Raw genomic sequence first — 4,334 nt, 5'->3', positions numbered from 1 at the left:
CGGATTGGGCGCGTGGGCGGCCGTGTTTTGGAAATTCCGGCAACGAATGGGACCGGTAACGTTTATCGAACGCCAGATCGCGCACGTCTGGGGCGGCAGCATGATCGCGATCGGGATGTTGTTTCCGATCGAGTGGCTGCTCGGACTCGACGTGCTGGTGCTCTCGCCACTGCTGGGCGTGATCAGCGCGATCGTGTTTGTGGTCAAAGCGGGCATGTTGACCGGCGCGTTTTACTTTCAAGCGATCGCACTGTTCGCCGCGTCGCTACTGATGGCCGTCGCACCTCGCTGGGCGCATCTGATCTTCGGGATCGTCTCGGCGCTCTGCTTCTTCATCCCCGGATATCAATACTGGCGCAAGAGACAACGACAAGGCGGTTGAGGCAAATTTCCATGGCTCAGCCAAAATCGGTCAAGGACGTCGGTGAACGCCTGCCGGATAACCGCAGATCAAGCATTCCTGCCCGTCGGACGTCTCAATACGAGCGAACGTTAGGCAAGCTCTATAAACGAGTTGACGATGAAAAGAGATTCATCATCCGCTGCCCATTCCATCGGATCGGAGTAAACCCGTGTCGGCCGACCGGTTTCGGGATCGTAACTGATTTCGATACGAAAGTGGCCTTGGTCAAGTTCCTGCTCGATCAGGTCGAAGACGGCTTCCACAGTCAGACCGGCGTCAAAAGAACCGCCGTGGGACTTTTCATTTCCATTTTCATCCACCGCCGATGCAATCACGCCGGCTCGGACCGTTGTCGTCACTTCAGGGATGAAGGCCGAATACCCCCATTGATGAACCATGACGTAATCGCTCGGCCCGTTTCGAGACCAAGTCTCTCGGGCCGCTGACAACTCCTGTCGCTGTTGGTGGTTTTGCTGTAACCAGTTAATGACCGAAAGCGCATCGGCGGGCGAAAGCATTCCATCGCCGTTGACATCCACCGCCAACGTGTCGACGTGACACTGTGGCGGGTCTCCCTGAGACTCGTTTCCCGCCAACTCGCCGTGCACTTGCAGCGCGTTGATGACCACCAATACATCACGCGGTCCGACAACCTGATCTCCGTTGGTGTCGCGTGGGTTGAAAAAACTGTGGTGTCCAGCGCAGGCGATCGCCCCGGCATTCATCGTCAATCGGGATTCTAGTGATTGTACGGTCAGGGGGCGTCGACGATTCATGGGAACCCGGTATCTCTTCACTGGTGGTGTATCTACAGCTCAATGAAAAACTTGTTCACAGGCATGGGGCGTCGATTCGATCCACGTCCCGAGAATGAGAATGAGTCGCGAACGATTCATTCTAATTGGCCCGCTATCAATCACGGCCGATTTTGATCCGAAACGTCACACCAAAGAGGACGAGTTTTTGAAATTTCAGAATCAGCCCCGCTCCCAACACGCCACCGTATGCACTTCCTCGCTACCAGAAACCTGCCGATGAACCGGCCGGTCGAACCGGCATTTGTCGACGACCAAGGGGCAGCGATCGGCGAATGAACATCCCACGTGTTCTCGATCCGGCGTCGGGACTTCACCTTCCAATCGAATCCGCTGACGTGACGCGGCCTTGGACGGGTCCGGGACGGGCACCGCCGACAACAACGCTTCGGTATACGGGTGCGTGGGATGCGAGTACACCGATTCGGCCTCGCCCAATTCGACCAACCGCCCCAAGTACATCACACCGACGCGCGTGGCGATGTGACGAACCACGCTCAAGTCGTGCGCGATGAACAAGTACGACAGCCCGAGCCGCTGCTGCAGATCCATCAGCAGATTGATGATTTGGGCTTGAATCGATACATCGAGCGCACTGACCGGTTCGTCGCACAAAATCAATTTCGGCTGGACCGCCAAGGCTCTGGCGATGCCGATCCGCTGTCGCTGGCCGCCGCTGAATTCGTGCGGATAGCGATTCAAAAATCTCGGGTTCAACCCCACCAAATCCATCAACCGCAACACTTCCAGCTTGCGGTCTTTGCCCGAGGCCAATCCGTGCACGGCCAACGGTTCACCGATGATGCTGCCGACGGTCATGCGTGGATTCAGCGACGCGAACGGGTCTTGGAAAACCATTTGCACGACACGTCGATACGGCATCATTTCACGGTCACCCAGTCGCGTGATGTCGACACCTTCCAGCCGCACCGATCCGCTGGTGGGATGCACCAGATTGATGATCGCCCGCGCGGTGGTTGATTTGCCGCACCCCGACTCGCCCACCAATGCCAGCGTTTCGCCCTTGTTGATGTCAAACGACAGTCCATCGACGGCGCGGATCACGCCGCGCTGAGGACTGAGGAACGAGCCGCGGCTGAAGGGAAAGTGAACGCGAAGGTCCGCAACGGACAGCAACGGCGCGGCGGGCGATGCCCCCGGCACGGACGTCGGCGCGACAGTCGGCGACTGGATCGGCGATGGGTTGGTTTCAGACATCAACAGCCTCCTGCGCAACCAAGCACGCGACTTCATGCCGACCGTCCAAGTTCATCAATTCGGGGTCCCGCGATTGGCACGCATCGACGGCCAGCGGACAGCGCGGCCGAAACGAACACCCGCCGGGCAGGTTGCCCAAATCGGGCGGTTGCCCCGGGATCGCTTCCAACGTGTCGGACGATTGGTCAAACCGTGGCAGCGAGCGAAGCAGGCCCTGCGTGTAGGGGTGTTTCGGATCGGCGAACAAGGTCTGGGCGTCGGCCTTTTCGACGACGCGTCCGGCGTACATCACCAACACGCGATGACAGATCTCCGCCACGACGCCCAGGTCATGGGTGATCATGATGATGCTGGTACCGCGACGCTGTTGCAAATCGCGGAGCAGATCCAAGATCTGTGCCTGGATCGTCACATCCAACGCGGTCGTCGGTTCATCGGCGATCAACAAATCGGGTTCGCACGACAAAGCCATCGCGATCATCACGCGTTGCCGCATCCCGCCGCTGAATTGGTGGGGGTAATCGCGCAGTCGCTTCTCGGCGCCGCTGATCCCGACCAACTCCAACATCTCAGCCGCTTGACGATGGGCTTCCTTGCGACCGAGACCGAGGTGCAAACGCGTCATCTCGGTCAATTGCTGCCCGACGGTCATCAACGGGTTGAGCGCCGTCATGGGATCTTGAAAGATCATCGCGATGCGGCGACCGCGGATCGATTGCATTTGCCGATCATTTAGTTTCAGCAGGTCTTGCCCTTGATAGTGAACCTGTCCGCCGTCGATACGGCCCGGCGGCTTGGGCACCAATCCCATCAGCGCCAGATTCGTCACGCTCTTTCCGCTGCCGCTTTCGCCGACCAATCCGACGGTTTCACCGGGATAGACGTCAAACGACACGCCGCGGACGGCGCGGACCTGGGATTCATCCGTCTTGAAACTGACTTGCAAGTCTTCGACTTTCAGCAGCGGCGTTGATTCAACCATGTTGTCAATCTCGGTTCTTCATTCTCGGGTCGAGCGCATCACGAATGCCGTCGCCGAGAAAGTTGAGTGCGAAGAGGGTTGCCGCCAAGGCACCGCCGGGGAAGACCACGACCCACCAAAACACCTTGATGATCGACAACGCTTCCACGCCGTCGTTGAGCAGCAGTCCCCACGAAACGTCGGGCGGCGAAACACCCAGCCCCAGGAAGGACAAAAACGCTTCGAACAGCATCACGCTGGGAATCGTCAGTGTCAGGTAGACGATCACCACACCCAGCACGTTCGGCACCAGGTGTCGAAACACGATCCTCCATGAGGACGCGCCGACGGTCCGCGCCGCTTCGATAAACTGCTCGTGACGCAGCGACATGACTTGGCCGCGGACGACACGCGACATGGTCAACCAGTAAATCGCACCGATCACGATGTAGAAGATCGTGATCTGGTCGATACCGACCGAATCCAGTTTCTTTTTGACCGAGTCTTCGCCGAGAAACGTGACCAGAAAGATGACGACGAAGATGAACGGAATGGAGTACAGCATGTCGACCAATCGCATCATCGCCGCATCGATATTTCCGCCAAAGTAGCCCGCGATCGCGCCATAGCTGACTCCGATGATCAGACTGACCAGCGTCGCCACGATGCCCACGATCAACGAAACACGTGCGCCCCAAAAGACGCGCGCCAGCAGGTCGCGACCGAGTTTGTCGGTGCCGAACAGGCTGGGGATCGCATAGTCGCCGAAAACGGCGACGCGGATTTCTGTCATCCACCAGGCCACCGGACCGAGTTCGTTCCACATCTGATTAAAGGGATGCTCCACGTCGATGCGGTCGGCGATCGTCGCTTCGATCAGCGGACGTTTTTTGGGCCCGGCCGAAGCAAGCTCGGCACGCAGCTGTTCGATCGATCG

General features: G+C 58.6%; 4 protein-coding genes and 1 pseudogene. 1 reads left to right on the top strand and 4 read right to left on the bottom strand.

Annotated features, from left to right (window positions below):
* A pseudogene (locus tag ABX749_RS23960) lies at nt 1-382 on the top strand (serine/threonine protein kinase); the annotation flags it as partial.
* Nucleotides 383-492: 110 nt separating this feature from the next.
* On the opposite strand, the gene ABX749_RS23955 reads toward ABX749_RS23960, so the two are convergent.
* From ABX749_RS23955 to ABX749_RS23940, 4 genes are all read right to left on the bottom strand, one after another.
* Nucleotides 493-1,179 carry a DUF6174 domain-containing protein gene (locus ABX749_RS23955; protein WP_372898218.1) on the bottom strand — a complete coding sequence of 229 codons (687 nt, stop codon included), beginning with the start codon at nt 1,177-1,179 and terminating at the stop codon, nt 493-495.
* 201 nt (nt 1,180-1,380) lie between these two features.
* A complete protein-coding gene (locus ABX749_RS23950) occupies nt 1,381-2,436 on the bottom strand; it encodes an ABC transporter ATP-binding protein (protein WP_372898217.1) in 1,056 nt (351 codons plus the stop codon).
* A complete protein-coding gene (locus ABX749_RS23945; RefSeq protein ID WP_372898216.1) occupies nt 2,429-3,418 on the bottom strand; it encodes an ABC transporter ATP-binding protein in 990 nt (329 codons plus the stop codon). The genes ABX749_RS23950 and ABX749_RS23945 overlap by 8 nt, the downstream gene beginning before the upstream one ends.
* 4 nt (nt 3,419-3,422) lie before the next feature.
* Nucleotides 3,423-4,334: ABC transporter permease (locus tag ABX749_RS23940; RefSeq protein ID WP_372898215.1), on the bottom strand; the 912-nt coding region annotated here is incomplete at its 5' end.

It is taken from the genome of Stieleria sp. (genome assembly GCF_041595215.1).
GTDB classification, from domain to species: Bacteria; Planctomycetota; Planctomycetia; order Pirellulales; family Pirellulaceae; genus Stieleria; species Stieleria magnilauensis.
Note: the sequence above shows the minus strand (reverse complement) of the source record. Positions and strands in the feature narration are given on the sequence as shown.